The sequence below is a fragment of the Pseudomonas sp. RGM 3321 genome (assembly GCF_022836805.1).
In the GTDB taxonomy this organism is placed as follows: domain Bacteria; phylum Pseudomonadota; class Gammaproteobacteria; order Pseudomonadales; family Pseudomonadaceae; genus Aquipseudomonas.
The window spans coordinates 116,814-134,512 of the sequence record NZ_JALHBH010000102.1 but is presented as its reverse complement, the minus strand read 5'-3'; the positions used below and the strand labels follow the sequence as shown (position 1 = coordinate 134,512).

At 57.3% G+C, this 17,699-nt stretch carries 20 protein-coding genes; 8 read left to right on the top strand and 12 right to left on the bottom strand.

The window, feature by feature from the left end; all coding sequences use genetic code 11:
* Positions 1 to 124: 124 nt before the first annotated feature.
* Positions 125 to 1,336, bottom strand: coding sequence for a tyrosine--tRNA ligase (gene tyrS, locus RGM3321_RS09585; protein ID WP_244392842.1), 1,212 nt, complete (start codon positions 1,334 to 1,336; stop codon positions 125 to 127).
* Between the two features lie 201 nt (positions 1,337 to 1,537).
* Here tyrS and RGM3321_RS09580 point away from each other — a divergent pair, with 201 nt between their 5' ends.
* Both RGM3321_RS09580 and RGM3321_RS09575 read left to right on the top strand, forming a co-directional pair.
* Positions 1,538 to 2,956, top strand: coding sequence for a peptidoglycan DD-metalloendopeptidase family protein (locus tag RGM3321_RS09580; RefSeq protein ID WP_244392840.1), 1,419 nt, complete (start codon positions 1,538 to 1,540; stop codon positions 2,954 to 2,956).
* A 3-nt stretch (positions 2,957 to 2,959) separates the two neighbouring features.
* Positions 2,960 to 4,054, top strand: coding sequence for an anhydro-N-acetylmuramic acid kinase (locus RGM3321_RS09575; RefSeq protein WP_244392838.1), 1,095 nt, complete (start codon positions 2,960 to 2,962; stop codon positions 4,052 to 4,054).
* A 62-nt stretch (positions 4,055 to 4,116) separates the two neighbouring features.
* Here RGM3321_RS09575 and erpA read toward each other — a convergent pair whose 3' ends face one another.
* Both erpA and argC read right to left on the bottom strand, forming a co-directional pair.
* The gene (gene erpA, locus RGM3321_RS09570) at positions 4,117 to 4,467 is read right to left on the bottom strand and encodes an iron-sulfur cluster insertion protein ErpA (protein ID WP_002551953.1); all 351 of its coding nucleotides are present in this window, start codon (positions 4,465 to 4,467) and stop codon (positions 4,117 to 4,119) included.
* Between the two features lie 99 nt (positions 4,468 to 4,566).
* Complete coding sequence (gene argC / locus RGM3321_RS09565; RefSeq protein WP_244392834.1) at positions 4,567 to 5,601, bottom strand: N-acetyl-gamma-glutamyl-phosphate reductase; 1,035 nt, start codon at positions 5,599 to 5,601, stop codon at positions 4,567 to 4,569.
* Between the two features lie 133 nt (positions 5,602 to 5,734).
* Here argC and hemJ point away from each other — a divergent pair, with 133 nt between their 5' ends.
* The 5 genes from hemJ (at position 5,735) to coq7 (ending at position 9,231) form a co-directional block, all read left to right on the top strand.
* Positions 5,735 to 6,163: a protoporphyrinogen oxidase HemJ gene (hemJ, locus tag RGM3321_RS09560; RefSeq protein WP_024679821.1), complete on the top strand. Its 429-nt coding sequence runs from the start codon at positions 5,735 to 5,737 to the stop codon at positions 6,161 to 6,163.
* 108 nt (positions 6,164 to 6,271) lie between these two features.
* A complete protein-coding gene (locus RGM3321_RS09555; protein WP_244392833.1) occupies positions 6,272 to 7,180 on the top strand; it encodes a DUF805 domain-containing protein in 909 nt (302 codons plus the stop codon).
* A 63-nt stretch (positions 7,181 to 7,243) separates the two neighbouring features.
* Positions 7,244 to 8,020, top strand: coding sequence for an SDR family oxidoreductase (locus tag RGM3321_RS09550; protein ID WP_002551949.1), 777 nt, complete (start codon positions 7,244 to 7,246; stop codon positions 8,018 to 8,020).
* Between the two features lie 103 nt (positions 8,021 to 8,123).
* Complete coding sequence (locus RGM3321_RS09545) at positions 8,124 to 8,462, top strand: histidine triad nucleotide-binding protein (RefSeq protein WP_004660762.1); 339 nt, start codon at positions 8,124 to 8,126, stop codon at positions 8,460 to 8,462.
* 121 nt (positions 8,463 to 8,583) lie between these two features.
* On the top strand, positions 8,584 to 9,231 hold the full coding sequence (coq7, locus tag RGM3321_RS09540) for a 2-polyprenyl-3-methyl-6-methoxy-1,4-benzoquinone monooxygenase (protein WP_244392831.1): 648 nt from the start codon (positions 8,584 to 8,586) through the stop codon (positions 9,229 to 9,231).
* A gap of 76 nt (positions 9,232 to 9,307) precedes the next feature.
* Here the strand turns inward: coq7 and speD are convergent, their stop codons facing one another.
* Positions 9,308 to 10,102 carry an adenosylmethionine decarboxylase gene (gene speD / locus RGM3321_RS09535; protein WP_002551946.1) on the bottom strand — a complete coding sequence of 265 codons (795 nt, stop codon included), beginning with the start codon at positions 10,100 to 10,102 and terminating at the stop codon, positions 9,308 to 9,310.
* 242 nt (positions 10,103 to 10,344) lie between these two features.
* The gene (locus RGM3321_RS09530) at positions 10,345 to 10,767 is read right to left on the bottom strand and encodes an OsmC family protein (protein WP_244392829.1); all 423 of its coding nucleotides are present in this window, start codon (positions 10,765 to 10,767) and stop codon (positions 10,345 to 10,347) included.
* Positions 10,768 to 10,977: 210 nt separating this feature from the next.
* On the opposite strand from RGM3321_RS09530, the gene crp reads away from it, so the two are divergent.
* Positions 10,978 to 11,622: a cAMP-activated global transcriptional regulator CRP gene (gene crp, locus RGM3321_RS09525; protein WP_244392827.1), complete on the top strand. Its 645-nt coding sequence runs from the start codon at positions 10,978 to 10,980 to the stop codon at positions 11,620 to 11,622.
* 11 nt (positions 11,623 to 11,633) lie between these two features.
* On the opposite strand, the gene RGM3321_RS09520 is transcribed toward crp, so the two are convergent.
* From RGM3321_RS09520 to RGM3321_RS09490, 7 genes are all read right to left on the bottom strand, one after another.
* Positions 11,634 to 12,329 carry a lipoate--protein ligase family protein gene (locus tag RGM3321_RS09520; RefSeq protein WP_244392824.1) on the bottom strand — a complete coding sequence of 232 codons (696 nt, stop codon included), beginning with the start codon at positions 12,327 to 12,329 and terminating at the stop codon, positions 11,634 to 11,636.
* Positions 12,330 to 12,358: 29 nt separating this feature from the next.
* Positions 12,359 to 13,195 (bottom strand): indole-3-glycerol phosphate synthase TrpC, encoded by an 837-nt coding sequence (gene trpC, locus RGM3321_RS09515; protein WP_244392822.1) that lies wholly within the window; start codon positions 13,193 to 13,195, stop codon positions 12,359 to 12,361.
* On the bottom strand, positions 13,192 to 14,241 hold the full coding sequence (gene trpD / locus RGM3321_RS09510; protein ID WP_244392851.1) for an anthranilate phosphoribosyltransferase: 1,050 nt from the start codon (positions 14,239 to 14,241) through the stop codon (positions 13,192 to 13,194). Before trpD ends, trpC begins: the two co-directional genes overlap by 4 nt.
* A gap of 21 nt (positions 14,242 to 14,262) precedes the next feature.
* Positions 14,263 to 14,862 carry an aminodeoxychorismate/anthranilate synthase component II gene (locus RGM3321_RS09505; RefSeq protein ID WP_244392820.1) on the bottom strand — a complete coding sequence of 200 codons (600 nt, stop codon included), beginning with the start codon at positions 14,860 to 14,862 and terminating at the stop codon, positions 14,263 to 14,265.
* Positions 14,863 to 15,274: 412 nt separating this feature from the next.
* Complete coding sequence (locus RGM3321_RS09500) at positions 15,275 to 15,784, bottom strand: lysis system i-spanin subunit Rz (protein WP_244392818.1); 510 nt, start codon at positions 15,782 to 15,784, stop codon at positions 15,275 to 15,277.
* On the bottom strand, positions 15,781 to 16,326 hold the full coding sequence (locus RGM3321_RS09495) for a glycoside hydrolase family 19 protein (protein ID WP_244392816.1): 546 nt from the start codon (positions 16,324 to 16,326) through the stop codon (positions 15,781 to 15,783). Before RGM3321_RS09495 ends, RGM3321_RS09500 begins: the two co-directional genes overlap by 4 nt.
* 97 nt (positions 16,327 to 16,423) lie before the next feature.
* Entirely contained in the window at positions 16,424 to 17,689 is a 1,266-nt protein-coding gene (locus tag RGM3321_RS09490; protein WP_244392849.1) for a phage tail assembly chaperone, read from the bottom strand.
* Positions 17,690 to 17,699 lie beyond the last annotated feature (10 nt).

The window sequence follows — 17,699 nt, the reverse complement described above, 5'->3', positions numbered from 1 at the left end:
GACCTGCTTCCTCGCTGACTCTTCACTCAAAACCCTTGCAAACTATTGATCTACAAGGTTTTTTCGTTTCCGTCTGCGCCGGAAGTGGGGCGAATTATAGACAGATCACAGAGGGCGTCAACCGTTATTTTGAACTTTCGTCAGAAACCAGGGTAACGCGCCCGAAAGCCTTCTTGCCAGCCTGGCAGACGTGAGTCGCACCCAGCTTGAATACAAAGCCGCGATCCACCACCTCACCATCTATACGTACACCGCCAGACGCCAGCAGATCACGAGCAACCGCAGCGTTCTTTACCAGCCCCGCCTTATTAAGGACGGCCGAGATCGGCATATCCTCTGTAGCAGCTACAGATATCTCCGGCAGATCGTCTGGCAGCTCGCCCTCCTTCATACGGTTGCCCGCAGAACGATGCGCATTGGCGGCAGCTTCTTCGCCATGAAAACGGGCGACCAGCTCTTCAGCCAGCTTGATTTTGATATCACGCGGATTGGCACCCGCCTCGCAATCAGCCTTCAAGCCATTGATCTCTTCCATGGAGCGGAAGCTCAGCAGCTCGAAGTAGCGCCACATCAGCGAATCCGGAATCGACACCAGCTTGCTGTACATAATGCCCGGCGCTTCCTGAATGCCGACGTAGTTGCCCAGCGACTTGGACATCTTCTTCACGCCATCCAGGCCTTCCAGCAGCGGCATGGTCAGGATGCATTGCGGCTCCTGCCCATACGCACGCTGAAGCTCGCGCCCCATCAGCAGGTTGAATTTCTGATCAGTGCCACCCAGCTCGACGTCAGCCTTCAAGGCCACGGAGTCATAACCCTGCACCAGCGGGTAAAGGAATTCGTGAATGGCGATGGACTGATTGCTTTTATAGCGCTTGTCGAAATCGTCACGCTCAAGCATACGGGCGACCGTGTACTGCGAAGACAAGCGAATGAAGTCAGCCGGGCTCAGCTTGTCCATCCAGGTGGAGTTGAACGCCACCTCGGTTTTGGCCGGATCGAGAATCTTGAAAACCTGGGACTTGTAGGTTTCGGCGTAGTCGAGAACCTGCTCACGGGTGAGCGGCGGACGCGTGGCGCTTTTGCCGCTCGGGTCGCCGATCATGCCGGTGAAGTCACCGATCAGGAAGATGATCTGATGCCCCAGGTCCTGAAACTGCCGCAGCTTATTAATAAGCACGGTGTGTCCAAGGTGCAGATCGGGCGCTGTCGGGTCGAAACCAGCCTTGATACGCAGTGGCTGGCCACGCTTCAGCTTCTCGACCAGTTCGGCCTCGACCAGGAGTTCATCTGCACCGCGCTTGATCAGCGCCAGCTGTTCTTCAACCGACTTCATTTCAGCCCCCAATTCAAAGGGAACCAACCTTACAAGATCAGAGCCCAATTACAAGTTTTGCCCAGCGTTCGCCTGCGAATCAGTGACTGATACGCGGGAAGGGTTGCTTCGAGCAGGTTTTGGTTATATTTTATACAGTTATTTCATCTTCATCATGTCATTCATCTTTTCCATTTCACCTTTTTCAAAGTCAAATTACCTATGAAAGACACACCGCCTAAAGCGCCCCCGCTTTATCCGAAGAGTCACCTGCTCGCTGCAAGCGGCATTGCCGCATTGTTGAGCCTGGCTCTACTGGTTTTTCCTTCCAGCGAAGTTGAAGCCAAAAGAACGAACCTTTCCCTTGATCTGGAGATGCCGGATCAGGACGCACAAGACCAAGACGCTCCAGACGCTGCTCAAGCCACACCTGAAACCACTGAATCGCCATTTGCCCAGATCGACGATGCCGATGACCAGCCCCAAGACACCGCCACAGCACAGTCTGAAGCAGAGAAGCCGGCGCCAGCCAAAGACCCTAACCATCGGGAAGTGATCGTCAGCAAGGGCGATACGCTTTCGACTCTGTTCGAAAAAGTCGGGCTGCCAGCCGCTACCGTTCATGAAGTACTGGCCAGCGACAAGCAGGCCAAACAGTTCACCAAGCTGCAGAACGGGCAAGCCCTGCAGTTCGAGCTATCGCCGGACGGCCAGCTCAAGCAACTGCATACCAAACTCAGCGAACTTGAAACCATCAGCCTGTCGAAATCGGCTTCCGGCTTCGTTTTCAATCGCGAGATCAGCAAGCCCAATGTGCGCAATGCGTATGTTCATGGGGTGATCAACAGCTCACTTTCGCAGTCCGCACAGCGAGCCGGCATGACTCATAGCATGACGATGGACATGGCCAACATCTTCGGCTACGACATCGACTTCGCGCAGGACATCCGCAAGGGTGACGAATTTGACGTGGTGTATGAACAGAGACTGGTCAACGGCAAAAGCGTCGGCACAGGCAATATCCTGTCCGCTCGCTTCACCAACCGTGGCAAGACCTACACCGCCGTTCGTTACACCAACAAGCAAGGCAATACCAATTACTACACGGCCGACGGCAACAGCATGCGCAAGGCATTCATCCGCACCCCGGTAGACTTTGCCCGCATCAGCTCCATGTTCTCGATGGGTCGCAAACACCCGATCCTCAACAAGATCCGCGCGCACAAGGGCGTCGACTATGCGGCGCCACGCGGTACGCCAATCAAGGCAACCGGCGATGGCAAGGTTCTGCTCGCTGGCCGTCGCGGCGGTTATGGCAATACCGTCATCATCCAGCACGGCGATACCTACCGCACGCTGTACGGTCACATGCAAGGCTTTGCCAAAGGCATACAAACCGGCGGAACCGTTAAGCAAGGTCAGGTAATCGGCTATATTGGAACTACCGGCTTGTCTACTGGCCCGCACTTGCACTATGAATTTCAGGTCAATGGCGTTCACGTAGACCCGCTGGGCCAGAAGCTTCCGATGGCGGATCCGATCGCCAAATCCGAAAAACAGCGGTTCATGCAGCAAAGCCAGCCGTTAATGGCGCGCATGGATCAGGAAAAGGCCACCACGCTGGCCTCGAATAAAAGGTAATCCATGGACTTCTTCTATATAGGTGTGATGTCCGGCAGCAGTCTCGATGGGATTGATATCGCCCTTTTGAAGCAGGATGACCGATCAAGGCTTCTGGCTACTCACTACATCCCGATGCCGGAAGATCTGCATGCCGAACTGCTGGGGCTTTGCTCCAGTGGTGTCGATGAGCTTGCACGCGCAGCAATCGCCGAGCAGAAGTGGTGCAGGCTGGTCGCACAGGGCGTGCAGAGCTTGCTGAAAGCTCAAAACATGGTGCCCGCTCAGATTCGCGCCATTGGCAGCCACGGCCAGACTATTCGTCACGAACCCGCGCGCGGCTACAGCATTCAGATCGGCAACCCTGCGCTGCTGGCAGAGCTGACCGAAATCACCGTAGTAAGCGATTTTCGCCGTCGCGACATCGCCGCAGGTGGACAGGGCGCGCCGCTCGTGCCCGCCTTCCACGAAGCACTGTTCGACGATAACAAAGATCACCGCGCCGTATTGAACATCGGCGGCTTCAGCAATTTGAGCCTGATCGAATCCGATCGTCCGGTCGAAGGCTTCGATTGTGGGCCAGGCAACGTGCTGCTGGATGCCTGGATACAATCCCAGCGCCATGAAAGCTACGACAAGGACGGGGCATGGGCGGCGAGCGGCAAGGTCGATCCCGCGCTTCTCAAGAAACTGCTCAGCGATCAGTTCTTCCTGACCAAAGGCCCAAAAAGCACCGGTCGGGAAGTGTTCAACCTGGGTTGGGTGCACCATCATCTGTTCCAGCTGCCAACGTTGACTGCTGAAGACGTGCAAGCCACGCTGCTGGAACTGACTGCACTGACCATCACAGAGTCGCTGCAATCGGCACAAGCGATCACCAAGGAGCTTCTGGTCTGTGGCGGCGGAGCACATAACAAGGCGCTGATGAAACGCCTTGCAGAGCTATTGCCCACTACCGAGGTCAGCAGTACCGAGAAGTTCGGCGTGGACCCCGACTGGGTTGAGGCGATGGCGTTTGCCTGGCTGGCTCATTGCTGCCTAGAAGGCGTACCGGCCAACCGCCCAACGGTGACCGGCGCCAAAGGCAGACGTGTTCTGGGCGCGATCTATCCCGCCTGACGCCATGCCGCAATGCAAAACGCCGCTCAATGAGCGGCGTTTTTGTTTACAGCACGCTTCGATCAGATCGAGAACGAGGAGCCACAGCCACAGGTCGTGGAAGCATTCGGGTTTTTGATCACGAATCGCGAGCCCTCAAGCCCTTCCTGATAATCGACTTCTGCGCCAGCCAGGTACTGGAAGCTCATCGGATCGACAACCAGACTTACGCCCTCGCGCTCGACGATAGTGTCATCGTCGGCCACGTCTTCATCAAACGTAAAGCCATACTGAAAACCTGAGCAGCCGCCACCTGTAACGAATACACGCAGTTTCAGACGATCATTGCCCTCTTCGTCGACCAGGGTTTTCACCTTGTGCGCTGCATTCGGAGTGAACTCCAAAGCGGTAGGCGTGAAGGATTCGACACTCATGTCAGATATCTCCCGGCGTTAGCCGTCGTAATGCGTAATGACGGCATTATCCGCTTCTCCTAGAAAATCGGTCAACTATTTGCTGGGCGAAGGCAATGCTTACGGCATCATGCCCGCGTGAGACAAACCGGCGCGCTCATCAAGACCGAACAGGATGTTCATGTTCTGCACCGCCTGACCTGACGCACCTTTAACCAGATTGTCGATAACCGACAGCACGACAACCAGATCGCCGCCCTGCGGACGGTGCACCGCGATGCGGCAAACGTTGGCTCCGCGCACGCTGCGGGTCTCGGGATGGCTGCCTGCGGGCATCACGTCCACAAAAGGCTCGTCGGCGTAGCGCTTCTCGAACAGCGCTTGCAGGTCCACCGAACGATCAGTGACCGTCGCATAGAGCGTGGAGTGAATACCACGAATCATCGGCACCAGATGCGGAACAAACGTCAGGCCGATATCACCGCCCGCAGCGCGACGCAGGCCTTGGGTGATTTCAGGCAGATGACGATGGCCTTTTACGGCATAGGCCTTGAAGCTTTCATTGGCTTCCGAATACAGAGAACCAATGCTCAGACCACGCCCGGCACCGCTCACGCCAGATTTGCAGTCGGCAATAAGGCGAGTGTTATCGGCAATCCCCGCCTCAAGCAACGGCAGAAAACCCAATTGGGTAGCAGTCGGATAGCAACCCGGCACGGCGATGAGCCGCGCATTCTTGATCTGCTCGCGATTGACTTCCGGCAACCCGTAAACCGCATCCTGCAGCAGCTGCGGAGCACCGTGCGGCTGGCCGTACCACTTGGCCCACTCGACCGGGTCCTGCAAACGGAAGTCGGCAGACAGGTCGATCACCTTGGTGCCTGCCGCAAGCAGTTCACCGGCCAGCGCATGAGCGACACCATGAGGCGTGGCGAAGAACACCACATCACAGGCACCCAGGGTTTTCACGTCAGGTACGCTGAAAGCCAGGCCGTCGTAGTGACCTCGCAGGTTCGGGTACATATCGGCGACTGGCATGCCGGCCTCCGAGCGCGAGGTAATGACCACTACTTCTGCCTGCGGATGCTGTGCCAACAGACGCAGCAGCTCGACCCCGGTGTAACCCGTGCCGCCGACGATACCGACCTTGACCATAACCTGCCCTCAACGAAACAACTGGAAAGCGGTCGATAATAGGAGCCTATCGCCTCTGCGACAACCGACAACGTGACGTACGGACGCACAAGACACTACTATTCGGCCACCGTGAACCTGGGAATAATCAAAAATGCTCTATCTATGGATCAAAGCGCTGCATGTCATTTCAATGGTCTGCTGGTTTGCAGCCCTGTTCTATCTGCCAAGACTGTTCGTCTATCACTCGATGAGTGAGGACACGGTCAGCCGTGAGCGCTTCATGGTGATGGAGCGCAAACTCTACCGCGGCATCATGACACCGGCGATGATCGCAACGCTGGTCTTCGGCGGCTGGCTGATCAGCTTCGATGCCAGCGGCTATTTCAGTCAGGGCTGGATGCACGCGAAGCTGACACTGGTGTTCCTGCTGATCGGCTATCACCATGTCTGTGGCGCACAGGTCAAACGCTTTGCCCGCGGAGAAAATGGCCGCAGCCATGTGTTCTATCGCTGGTTCAACGAGATTCCTGTGCTGATCCTGATCGCTATCGTCATTCTGGTCATCGTCAAACCCTTCTGACCGGAAAGCATTTGGCCTCTTCAGTAACACAGCAGCGCGCTCGGCTTTACGCAATGAGTAACGCAAGCGCCCGGTACTGTCCCCAACCACAAGACAAGGAAGCCCTGTATGGCCAATTCCCTCTTCAAGATTGTATTTGAAGGACAGGTGCGTGAAGGCGTCGAGCTTGATACCGCGAAGGCCAACCTTGCGGGGTTGTTCAAAAGCGAAGCTCGCGCAGTGCAGAAGTTGTTCAACGGCCAACCCGTTGCCCTCAAGCGCGGGCTGACCCACACGGATGCAGAGCGCTACCTGAAGGCACTTAACGACGCAGGCGTCGAAGCACGCATCGAACCGGACAGCGACATCAGCCTGAGCCTCGATGAAATAGCCAGCCCGCCGCCACAAAACCCCGCGCATCTGGAAATATCGCCCTACGCGCCGCCCAAAGCACAGGCAGGCGGTGAGCAGCCGGAGCATTCGACTCTAAAAGTCCTGAGCATAAACGGGCGCATCGGGCGTTTGCGCTATCTGGCCTGGAGCCTGGTATTGAGCGCAGCGGCACTGGCGCTGGTTGCCGTGTGCCTGCTGACGATGAACGAGTCATTGGTCGCTGGCGGGTTGCTGAGCGCAGTGGTGCTCGTGGTGTTTGCAGTCATCGGTGCACAGATCGGTATACAACGGCTGCACGACCTGGGCTGGTCGGGCTGGCTTTTACTGCTGACGATGGTGCCCTTCATAGGCAGCGTCTTCCCGTTCCTCATGGTCCTGCTGCCGGGGACAAAAGGCCCCAATCAGTTCGGCCCACCGCCACCGCCGAACTCGAAAGGCGTAAAGGCGCTGGCCGTTCTGTGGTTGTTGCTGCTACCGATTATTCTGATCGGCCTCACTGCCGGAGGCGCAGGCATGCTGCGCGACGAGCTGGAACTGCAGACCGACGAGTACGAGCAATCCCTCCCGTACGACGATGAACAAGACCAGGACAGTGCCTTGATCGTGCCGGTGGATGTCAACAAAGAGCTCAAAGAAACACTGTGACACGTAATAAACTGCTCACGGTTCGGCAGACTGCCGGGCGCAATATGCTCAATGGAGAAATGCATGACCCGTTACGCCCTGATCACCGGCGCGTCCAGCGGCATAGGCCTGGCGATGGCCGAAGCGCTGGCACGCCGTGGTCGCAGCCTGATTCTGGTCGCCCGCCAACGCGACCTGCTGGAAACAATTGCACTGGAATTGACTCAGCGTTTTGGCGTGGAAGTGCTGTTTCGTGCATGCGACCTGGGCGAACCGCTGCGACTCTCGGGCTTCCTGCTGGAACTGGAAGACGGCGCGCATCAGATTGATCTGCTGGTCAATGCAGCGGGCATCGGCACGTGCGGACCTTTTCTGGCGCAGGACTGGAGCGCCGAGCAGGACCTGATCGACCTGAACATCCTCGCACTGACGCGCCTGTGCCATACCGTCGGCAACCTCATGGCCATTCAAGGTGGTGGCCAGATACTCAATGTCGCCTCGGTGGCGGCTTTCCAGCCAGGGCCGTGGATGAGTACCTACTACGCGAGCAAAGCATATGTGCTGCATTTTTCCGAGGGGCTGCGCGAGGAAGTGAAGAAGGCCGGGGTGAAGGTCTCGGTGTTGTGCCCTGGCCCGACCCGAACGGCTTTTTTCCGCACCGCGCAATTGCAGGTCAATGTCGACAACCTGATGAGCCCCGAAGAAGTCGCCCTGTATACCGTTCGCGCACTGGCAAAGGACCGTGCAGTGATCATCCCCGGCTTCAGCACCCGCCTATGGACGTTCAGTCCGCGCCTGGTCTCGCGCTGGCTGGCTCGCCAGATCAGCGGCTACATCAACAGGAAGTACTGCCCACGCTGACAGACAAACGACTGGGCGAGCGGCGTCTCGCTCAGTACACTCAGGCGCACTGCTGCACAGCGATACCCTGCGACGACCATCAACCGACAAGGAGCAAACGGCTGTGGAAACTTTGTTTACCAAGATCATCAATCGGGAAATTCCGGCGAAGATCATCTACGAAGATGACCAGGTACTGGCTTTTCACGACATCGCCCCACAGGCACCCGTGCATTTTCTGGTTATCCCGAAAAAGCCCATTCGGACCCTGAACGATCTGACCGAAGAAGACAAAGGGCTGGCGGGGCATATCCTGTTCACGGCGCAGCGTCTGGCCCTTGAACTGGGTTGTGAAGAAGGCTTCCGCGTGGTCATGAACTGCAATGATCTGGGCGGACAGACCGTTTATCACATTCACATGCATGTACTCGGTCAGCGTCAGATGAACTGGCCGCCGGGCTGATCCAGCATTTTCGGGCTTTGCAGCCGGTCAGCGGCCCTTATGTTCGCTGGCCGGTCGACACAAGCCCTGCTGCCTGCGGCCGATTCGGGTAAACTGCCCGCATGATCTTCCGGAGGTGCCCATGGCTACCGAACGTCACTATTCCCCCCTAGACCGTCTGCTACTGCAAGCCGATAGCGCAATGCGCACATTGCTTCCGTTGAGCGCACATCCGCAGCGCCCCTCCCCTGCGGTCGTCCAGCCCGATCACAAGATGAGCGACGTCGACACTCGCCACGTTGCAGGCCTGATGCGCATCAACCATACCGGTGAAGTCTGCGCTCAGGCGCTGTACCAGGGACAGGCGCTGACAGCGAAGCTGCCCAAGGTGCGCAAGGCCATGGAGCATGCGGCTGAAGAGGAAATCGATCACCTGGTGTGGTGTGAACAGCGCATTCATCAGCTTGGCAGCCATACCAGCGTGCTGAACCCGCTGTTCTACGGCCTGTCCTTCGGGATCGGCGCGGTAGCCGGCGTTATCAGCGACCGGGTCAGCCTGGGTTTCGTCGCGGCGACAGAGGATCAGGTCTGCAAGCACCTGAGTGAACACCTTGAGCAATTGCCTACCGAGGACGGAAAGTCGCGGGCCATTCTGGAACAGATGCTCAGTGATGAAGAACACCATGCCGAGTCAGCGCTGGAAGCAGGCGGCTTTCGTTTCCCGGCACCGGTCAAGTTCGGCATGAGCGTACTGGCCAAGGTCATGACCAAGTCTACTTATCGCATCTGACGACGCATCCGGACGGATAAGAACGAATAAAAAAGGCGCCTGCAACAGGCGCCTTTTAATTACCCGAAGTACAGGCTTATACCGCTACGTTACGGCCGTAGAAGATTTCCAGCATTTCGTGTTTGACCTTGGCGGTCACTTGCTCGCGCTGCTCGGCAGACAAGTTGCTGGTCGCGTCGCCGAAAAGGTAGTTATCCAGTTCGAACTGCTTGAGCAGCATCTTGGTGTGGAACAGGTTTTCCTGATACACGTTCACGTCGGTCATCTGGTAACCGTTGCGCGTGTCTTCGGACAGGTAATTCTGGATCGAATTGATTTCATGATCGATGAAGTGCTTCTTGCCTTCCACGTCACGGGTAAAGCCACGCACGCGATAATCGACGGTCACGATATCCGACTCGAACTTGTGAATCAGGTAATTCAACGCCTTGAGCGGTGAAATAACGCCACAGGTCGACACATCGATATCCACGCGGAACGTGGCGATGCCATCTACCGGGTGAATTTCCGGGTAGGTATGAACCGTGATGTGGCTCTTGTCCAGGTGCGCCAGGATGGTTTCCGGCAGTGGACCTGGCGACTCTTCGATCTGGCTTTCGGTAGGCGTCACCGGCTGCTCGGAGATCAGAATGGTCACACTGGCACCTTGTGGATCGTAATCCTGACGCGCAATGTTCAGGATGTTGGCACCAATGATATCGACAACATCAGTCAGAATCCGCGTCAGGCGTTCTGCGTCGTACACACTGTTGATGTATTCGACATACGCCTGCTGGTCCTGCGGGGTTTCCGCATAGCAGATGTCATAAATGTTGAAGCTCAAGGTCTTTGTCAGGTTATTGAACCCGTGGAGCTTGAGTTTGCTTTTCACCGTTAAAAACTCTCTATATGGGTGCGGCGCCAGCCGCGTGATCAAGCATGCCCGTCAGTTGAGTCCGGCTCATCTGCGTAGGACGGTTAACACCTCTTCGCGTTGGCGATTTTGGTTGTCTGTTCGGGCCTGCAGCAGAAAACCAGTACATGCTGCACCCTGAAAAAGTGGCGCATTATGCAGACGTCCGAAGCCGTCTGCCAGAGTGTGCGCCGTTTTTATGATCGTTGGATGTCTGGCGCTCAGGTCAACTCGACAATTTCATAATCGTGAGTGATCTTCACACCCGCGTTTCCGAGCATTATAGAGGCAGAGCAATACTTCTCCGCCGACAGCTCGATAGCCCGTTTGACCTGAGCTTCTTTCAGACCGCGACCCTTGACGACGAAGTGCAGGTGAATTTTGGTGAACACTTTCGGATCTTCATCCGCGCGCTCGGCTTCAAGAAATGCCTCGCAGCTTTCCACTGGCTGGCGCGACTTCTTCAGGATGCTCACCACGTCAAAGTTGCTGCAGCCGCCCAGGCCGATCAACACCATTTCCATCGGGCGTACACCCAGGTTGCGGCCACCGCTTTCAGGCGGGCCGTCCATCACTACAACATGCCCGCTGCCGGATTCGCCGAGGAACATGGCTTCGCCAGCCCATTGAATGCGTGCCTTCATCGCCAGGACTCCACTGTAAAAAAGGGGTCGCCAGCTTAGCACAGCGCCAAACCCTGCCTGGACGCATTGAAACAATGCTTTTTGTAGGAAACGCGTAGGAATATTCGCAAATAGCTTCCTACACGTCTGGAAAAGCTGCTGAGAATGCAGGCGCAGCCGATACCTACAGGTATGCCATTTGGCCATACATCTTATTTTCGGAAGTCACGCATGGTCGCAATAACATTTACGCCCAAAGCAAACAGTCTCGACAAGCTGCTGCCCCATGCAGAACGCCGCCGCTGCCCCGCCAAACGCAACATCATCAATGCGGGTGATCGCTCTGAGTCGCTGTTTCTGATCCTGAAGGGCTCAGTCACGGTTTTGATCGAAGATGACGAAAGACGCGAGATGATCGTCGCCTATCTCAATAGCGGGGATTTCTTTGGTGAACTGGGTCTGTTCGAGCAGCCGGGGCGCGAATCCGTGCGCAGCGCATGGGTGCGGGCCAAGACCGAATGCGAAGTGGCCGAGATTTCATACGGTGCCTTCCGCGAGCTGACCCGCCAGGAACCGGAAATTCTTTACGCGTTGGGCAGTCAGATGGCCGAGCGCTTGCGCAACACTACACGCAAGGTAGGTGATCTGGCGTTTCTCGATGTCACCGGGCGGGTAGCTCGAACGTTGCTTGAGCTGTGCAAGCAGCCAGATGCAATGACCCACCCGGACGGGATGCAGATCAAGATTACCCGCCAGGAGATCGGGCGCATCGTAGGCTGTTCAAGAGAAATGGTCGGGCGCGTGCTCAAGGCCCTGGAAGAACAGAGCCTGGTCAACGTCAAGGGAAAAACGATGGTGGTGTACGGTACGCGCTGAATCTCTGCCAGTCAGAGTTCAGCGAGCAGCTGCCGATAGGCCTGCGCCAGGCGCGGCAGAACGTCGACATCCGGAAACACTTCGTGCAAGGCGATGTGGCTTTCGGCCCGAATACGTGGCTCAAGCTCACAAAGCTCGTTGAAGCGGTTGACCGCTCCCGCCATCTGTACACGTTCATCATCCAGCAGCAATGCGCCGTGGGCCAACACCACAGGACGCGTTCCGCCCAGACTCTGCCGCCAGCGCTGGGCAGTTCCGACCATCTTGCGACCATCGAGGTTGACGTTGAAACGGCCGTCGCAGAACGCACCCGCCACTTCGCCCAATGAAGCCTGGCCGCCCAACTCGATCAACAGGTCGAGCAGCGGCTGACACAAGCGCAGGTAAGCGGTTTCTATGCGGTCACGATCAACATCAGCAGCGGGCTGTGCATAGATCAGCGCGATATTCACGGTGGCAGAGGATTGTGGCACCGGCTCACCACCGGTTTCACGCAACAACACGGGCCATCCATTGTCAGCCAGGGTCTCGCTGGCCTCGACAAAACCCGGCAACCGGCTCATGCGCCGCGGCATGACCAGCGCCCGGTCAGTGGGTCGCCAGAACAGCAACCCATAATCGGCAGCGCCGGAACACACAGCCGCCAGAAGGTCCTGCTCGGCCTGCAAGCCTTGTTCGACGCAGATGTCGATGATCGAGTCTTGCATGCCGGACCTCTGCGTGGTGTTCAGTTCAGTCAGTCGATGGACGGGCCGCTCGCCGCAAGCTTGCGCTCCGGAAAGAACAGCCGCTGCAACTCGGCGCCAGGGTGTTCGGCGCGCATAAAAGCCTCGCCGACCAGGAACGAATAGACATCGCTGATTTCCATCAGCTCGACATCCGCACGATTGAGAATGCCGCTTTCGGTAACGACCAGGCGATCACGCGGGATGCGCGGGAGCAAGTCCAGCGTGGTTTCCAGGCTCACCTCAAAGGTATGAAGGTTGCGGTTGTTGATGCCCACCAGCGGTGTATCGAGCGTTTTGAGTGCGCGCTCCAGTTCGTCGCCGTCGTGCACCTCGACCAGTACATCCAGCTTCAGGCCCTTGGCAACGGCAGCCAGTTCAGCCATTTGCACGTCATCCAGTGCCGACACGATCAGCAGAATGCAGTCAGCGCCCAAGGCACGCGCTTCGACCACCTGATAAGGATCGATCATGAAATCCTTGCGGATCACCGGCAAATTGCACGCCGCACGCGCTTCCCGCAGATAAGCATCGGAACCCTGAAAGAAATCGACATCAGTGAGCACTGAAAGACAGGTGGCGCCTCCCGCCTGATAACTTCTGGCGATCTCGCCAGGCAGGAAGTTTTCCCGGATAACGCCTTTGCTGGGCGACGCCTTCTTGATTTCGGCGATAACGGCGGGCTGCTTTGCCTTGGCCTGAGTGATCAGCGCGTTGGCAAAGCCACGTGGCGCATCGGCCCTGGCGGCCTGTTGCTCAAGTTCGGCAAGGCTGACAACCGCCCGACGGGCCGCGATTTCCTCGGCCTTTCGGGCAAGAATCTTTTCCAGTACGGTTGGCACGCTCATGCTTCGTTCTCCTGTTTGAATACTGCCGTGAAGGCACCCAACTCTTCCAGCTTTTCCCGCGCAAGGCCGGTGTGCAGGGCATCGTGTGCCAAGGCCACACCCTCTTTCAGGCTGGTCGCATGATCGGCAGCATAGAGCGCAGCACCGGCATTGAGCACGATCATTTCCGCGGCTTTCTGACCGTTCTCGGTCTTGCGTCGCCCCAGCGCATCGCGAATCAGTTCCAGCGAAACTGCCGGACTTTCCACGGCCAGGCCATACAAGCTCTGGCTTTTGATGCCGAGGTCTTCGGGCTGTACCCAGTATTCAGTCACTTCGCCATTTTTCAGCTCGGCAACGAAGGTCGGCGCGGCCAGACTGAACTCGTCCAGGCCGTCCTGCGAGTGCACTACCAGCACGTGCTTGCTGCCCAACCGCAGCAGCACTTCGGCCAGCGGCCGGCACAACGCCTGATTGAACACGCCGACGATCTGGTGGCGAACACCAGCCGGATTGGTCAGCGGGCCAAGCATGTTGAACAGTGTGCGCAGCCCCAGCTCACGGCGCGGCCCGGCTGCATGCTTCATGGCAGAGTGATGAGACTGGGCGAACATGAAACCGATGCCGACGCTGTCGATGCAGCGCGCCACCTGCACAGGCGTGAGGTTCAGATAAACCCCGGCGGCTTCCAGCAGGTCGGCGCTGCCGCTCTTGCCCGACACTGCGCGGTTGCCGTGTTTGGCCACCGTGCAGCCAGCAGCAGCTATGACAAAAGCCGACGCCGTGGACACGTTGAAAATATTTGCGCCGTCACCGCCAGTGCCAACGATGTCTACAACGCCATCCAGCGTTTTCAGCTCGACACTGCTGGCCAGCTCGCGCATGACCGAAACAGCACCGACGATTTCATCGATGGTTTCACTCTTCATGCGCATGCCCATCAGAAACGCACCGATCTGCGCTTCGGTGCATTGGCCGGTCATGATCTCGCGCATGACGTCGCGCATCTCGTCAGTGGTCAGGTCCAGCTGGTTGACCACGCGGTTCAGCGCGCTTTTGATATTCATGGGGGTAGTCATAAAAAATCCTTAGCCCTGACGATGGCCGCCGCTCTGCTTGAGAAAGTTGGCGAACAGCTCGTGGCCCTGCTCGGTCAGAATCGACTCGGGGTGGAACTGTACCCCTTCCACGTTCAACGTTTTGTGACGCAGGCCCATTATCTCGTCAACCGAGCCGTCTTCCAGCGCAGTCCAGGCGGTCACTTCCAGGCACTCGGGCAAGGTATCGCTTTTTACCACCAGCGAGTGGTAGCGGGTTACCACCAGTGGATGATTAAGGCCTTCGAACACGCCGCCGTCCTGATGCACCACCGGGCTGGTCTTGCCGTGCATCACCTGACGCGCACGCACCACGTCGCCACCAAAGGCCTGCCCGATGGACTGATGTCCGAGGCACACACCCAGAATCGGCAGTTTGCCCGCGAAGTGCTTGATCACATCCAGCGAGACGCCGGCTTCATTGGGCGTGCACGGGCCAGGCGAAACGACGATGTGCTCCGGGTTCAGGGCTTCGATCTGCTCAATGGTCAGTTCGTCGTTACGAATGACTTTGACATCGGCCCCCAGCTCACTGAGGTACTGCACGACGTTGTAGGTAAACGAATCGTAGTTATCGATCATCAGCAACATTTTGCTATCAACCTTTTGATTTACTGACTTGATTCAGGCCTTCCGGATTCCACTTCGCCCATGCGTCCCCTCTTCAGCCACAACGCTGGGGGTGACAGAGGCAAAGGCATCACAAATCGAAGGCGTACAGGTACGGGTCCGGCAGGGCCGGCAAGGAAATAGTCAGGCGCGCCAACGCCAACGGGCGTGGGCCTTGATAACGCGCATCAAGAGTTTGCTGACAGTCGTCACGGAAGGGGTCTCATCGGTACGTTTCTGGACATTAGCGTACCGAACCGACCGGTGCAATATGAATGTACCGGGCAAGACCGATTGAAAAGCCTGCAAAGGCTGAAAAGAGGGCCGCACCTCCTTACGGAGGCGGGTTTCAGGCAGGGGCACGATGGCCAAAGGTGGGGTGCCAGAGGGAACATCAGTGCGCAATCTCGCGCACATAGGCCTGGCAGGCCTTCAAAGCGATCAATCCCTGATCGCCGTAGTCGGTGATGGCGACAATTCGTCCAGCAGCTGCTGGGTCAAGTTCGCCTCGTGGGCCTCCATGAACCACGCCGCCGGAACCGGAGGCGGTTGGCATTCCATCGCCAGCGGTGGGGCTGGCAAGGAGGACTGACAGCCGCAGATCAGCGGTAGCCAGACGATCACGCAAGCGAGCCTGAGAAGTCTGTGCATCGCTCAATTCCTTATGAATGGTTGTATCGTTATCTTGCAGACGGAGTTCCAGCTCCCGCCTTCGCGCTTGCTCAGCGTTCTGCCAGTCGACGAGCGCCAGCGCCGCCTGTTCGCGCTCTTGCTGCCACGTCAGCTGTTGCGCGGACAGTTGCAGGCCATAGCGGGCCGCCTGCCATTTCCAGGCGGCCCATGTACCCAGCCCTGCCCCCAGTACGAATGCGAGGATCAGGAATCGCATATCCAGCACTTTCACGGCAGCACCTCCAATGCCCGCTGGTAAAGCGCCTGCCGATCCGCCAGACCGTTGGTACCGCCGTTGATGCGGCGGGTGATCATCAGAAAATCACCCTTGTCTGCCAGCGCATTGAGGTTGGCCCGGTCCCAGAACCATGCCGCCGACATAGCCGCGTGGTCGGGTTGTTCGAGCAGTTGCGGCTGGGCAAGCAAGTCCAGCCCGAGCGCCTCCCCGCACGCCTGGTAGTTGGTCCGCCCCGTCACCTGAATCAGCCCACGGCCCCGATAAAGCTGACCGTCGCCATCTGCCTCTGGCGTATTGCCCAGACGCAGCGCCAACTGGCCCGTGTCGTACTTGGCCAGATAGCTGTCGCTACCCAGCTCGCGCACATAACGAAGCTGCCCCGATTCATGCCCGATCTGGGCGATGAACGCGGCGATACGCAGGTGAGTGTTGATGGTGTAGCGGGCCATGGCGATGTTGAGCGCAGGAACAAAAACGCCGGCTTGGGGGCCGGCGTTGGGGAGGATTTGCAGTAGTTGCTTTTCATTTATAGGCATTGGCCCTCCTAAATAGCTTGCTTATATCCCACGTAGACGGCGCTTTCTGTTGCAGCCCACTGCGGATAAAACAACGCCCCGTTGGTGCGGGGCGTTATTACTTAGGCAGTTCGTCTGCACTCACACCTGTGACCGGTGTTGGCTGTTCAATCGGCTTTACGTATACGAATGGCGACGCAGGCGGCAAGGGCCAGACGAACGATTCCGGAAAGCCTGGCTGCGCATCGAGCTGGGCGAGTTGCACCCGATAGAGCCAATACGCGTTGAGCTCGGCTTGTAGCGCAGGCATGGTTTTAAGTTGGGCTTCAATGGCACTTTGCACGGTGCCAAGCCTGCTGATCAACGAATCGATTTTCGCAGTGGCCATGGCCGAGTATCCGTTGCGCTGATTTCTAGCGTCGCCCGTGTCCACTTCGGTGATTGGCTCGAGAATCACGCCAAACTCGCCGTTAAAGGCTCGACTGAAAAGCTCTCTGGCTTGCGGTTTCAGGGAGTTGGCCGCAACAGTCACGGCCTCCTCACCCTTGGTATCTTTGGTCTTTTCAAAGACGACCAAAAGCACGATAGCTGTATGCGCTTGATCGACCCAACGAGGGTTGCGAATGCTGTTCATTAACCACGGCAGCTCGTCTTCACTCACGCCTGTAGGAGGTGCCGGCACAACCGGTGGCTCCACGTAAAAAAATGGCGTTGCTGGCGGAACGGGCCATACGAAGGAAATAGGAAAGCCCGTAAGCTGTTCGAGATTGGAGAGCTGGGCTCGGTACAGCGAATAAGCATCAAGCTCGGCTTGTAGCGCAGGCCGGGATTTGATCTGAGCGTCCGTGGCCGACCCCGATGCGATGGCGTTTTGCACGATGGTCAGTTGAAAATCCAGCTCGTTGATTTTTTTGGTCGCGCTGCCTAGGTAAACGCTGCGCTCCGAGTTGACGTTCATCAGAACCATCAGCTCGCTTGGCTCAAGAATCTCACCAAACTCACCGGCGATTGCCCGGTTGAAAAATGCTACGTATTGCGGATCCGGATGATTGGCAGAGACCGATATAGCGTCCTGACGATCCATATAGCCGGGTTCGCTAAAGATCACCCAGAGTGTCATGGAGGTGTGGGCTTGATCGGCCCATTGAGGGTTACGAGAAACAGGGACTATGTTCATGTGAATACCTTTATGGGGTGTATTAAGAAAGCGTGTGTGTTCGTTACTAGAAAACGCTGTATGTGAACGCCTGGCTTTTCCTCCTGAAGTTACGAAGTTGCATGCAGTACCGCTGCTGCTGTTTTTTGCGTTAACAATCAGAGCCTGAATTAGCGACCACGCTATCCCTGACGGCTTCACGTTCAGAATTGATGGCGTGTGCAGCATCAACAAGATA

Bases quoted from the DNA above. Each gene is read 5' to 3' on its own strand.
- tyrS (WP_244392842.1), bottom strand. From the start codon at position 1,336: ATGAAGTCGGTTGAAGAACAGCTGGCGCTGATCAAGCGCGGTGCAGAT.
- RGM3321_RS09580 (WP_244392840.1), top strand. From the start codon at position 1,538: ATGAAAGACACACCGCCTAAAGCGCCCCCGCTTTATCCGAAGAGTCAC.
- RGM3321_RS09575 (WP_244392838.1), top strand. From the start codon at position 2,960: ATGGACTTCTTCTATATAGGTGTGATGTCCGGCAGCAGTCTCGATGGG.
- erpA (WP_002551953.1), bottom strand. From the start codon at position 4,467: ATGAGTGTCGAATCCTTCACGCCTACCGCTTTGGAGTTCACTCCGAAT.
- argC (WP_244392834.1), bottom strand. From the start codon at position 5,601: ATGGTCAAGGTCGGTATCGTCGGCGGCACGGGTTACACCGGGGTCGAG.
- hemJ (WP_024679821.1), top strand. From the start codon at position 5,735: ATGCTCTATCTATGGATCAAAGCGCTGCATGTCATTTCAATGGTCTGC.
- RGM3321_RS09555 (WP_244392833.1), top strand. From the start codon at position 6,272: ATGGCCAATTCCCTCTTCAAGATTGTATTTGAAGGACAGGTGCGTGAA.
- RGM3321_RS09550 (WP_002551949.1), top strand. From the start codon at position 7,244: ATGACCCGTTACGCCCTGATCACCGGCGCGTCCAGCGGCATAGGCCTG.
- coq7 (WP_244392831.1), top strand. From the start codon at position 8,584: ATGGCTACCGAACGTCACTATTCCCCCCTAGACCGTCTGCTACTGCAA.
- RGM3321_RS09530 (WP_244392829.1), bottom strand. From the start codon at position 10,767: ATGAAGGCACGCATTCAATGGGCTGGCGAAGCCATGTTCCTCGGCGAA.
- crp (WP_244392827.1), top strand. From the start codon at position 10,978: ATGGTCGCAATAACATTTACGCCCAAAGCAAACAGTCTCGACAAGCTG.
- RGM3321_RS09520 (WP_244392824.1), bottom strand. From the start codon at position 12,329: ATGCAAGACTCGATCATCGACATCTGCGTCGAACAAGGCTTGCAGGCC.
- trpC (WP_244392822.1), bottom strand. From the start codon at position 13,195: ATGAGCGTGCCAACCGTACTGGAAAAGATTCTTGCCCGAAAGGCCGAG.
- trpD (WP_244392851.1), bottom strand. From the start codon at position 14,241: ATGAATATCAAAAGCGCGCTGAACCGCGTGGTCAACCAGCTGGACCTG.
- RGM3321_RS09505 (WP_244392820.1), bottom strand. From the start codon at position 14,862: ATGTTGCTGATGATCGATAACTACGATTCGTTTACCTACAACGTCGTG.
- RGM3321_RS09495 (WP_244392816.1), bottom strand. From the start codon at position 16,326: ATGCCTATAAATGAAAAGCAACTACTGCAAATCCTCCCCAACGCCGGC.
- RGM3321_RS09490 (WP_244392849.1), bottom strand. From the start codon at position 17,689: ATGCTGCACACGCCATCAATTCTGAACGTGAAGCCGTCAGGGATAGCG.